Source organism: Achromobacter sp. SIMBA_011, assembly GCF_046535435.1.
GTDB classification, from domain to species: domain Bacteria; phylum Pseudomonadota; class Gammaproteobacteria; order Burkholderiales; family Burkholderiaceae_B; genus Achromobacter; species Achromobacter dolens.
The window spans coordinates 1-255 of the sequence record NZ_JAWRWN010000825.1 but is presented as its reverse complement, the minus strand read 5'-3'; the positions used below and the strand labels follow the sequence as shown (position 1 = coordinate 255).

Annotated in this window: 1 pseudogene; it reads left to right on the top strand. The window is 64.3% G+C overall.

The features are described 5' to 3' along the window. A pseudogene (locus SB816_RS33310) lies at positions 1 to 255 on the top strand (peptidase S10); the annotation flags it as partial.

Here is a 255-nt window from a genome sequence, read left to right as displayed (position 1 = left end):
CGTGGCCGGTTACCTGCCCGGCTACGCGGCCGTCGCCGAATACTTCAACCAGGTGTCGCCGACGCCGGTGAATCCGTATCTGTATGCGTTGCAGACGGAGCTGTTCACCACGCTGATCTACAACCAGCTGCAGCGGTATTCGCAGTCGTGGGTGCTCAGCCAGCTCGGCATTCCGGATGCGCTCGGCACGCCGGTGTTCCCGAGCGATGCGACGCTCAGGCTGTGGTCGATCCCGTCGAGCCTCACGATGCAGGC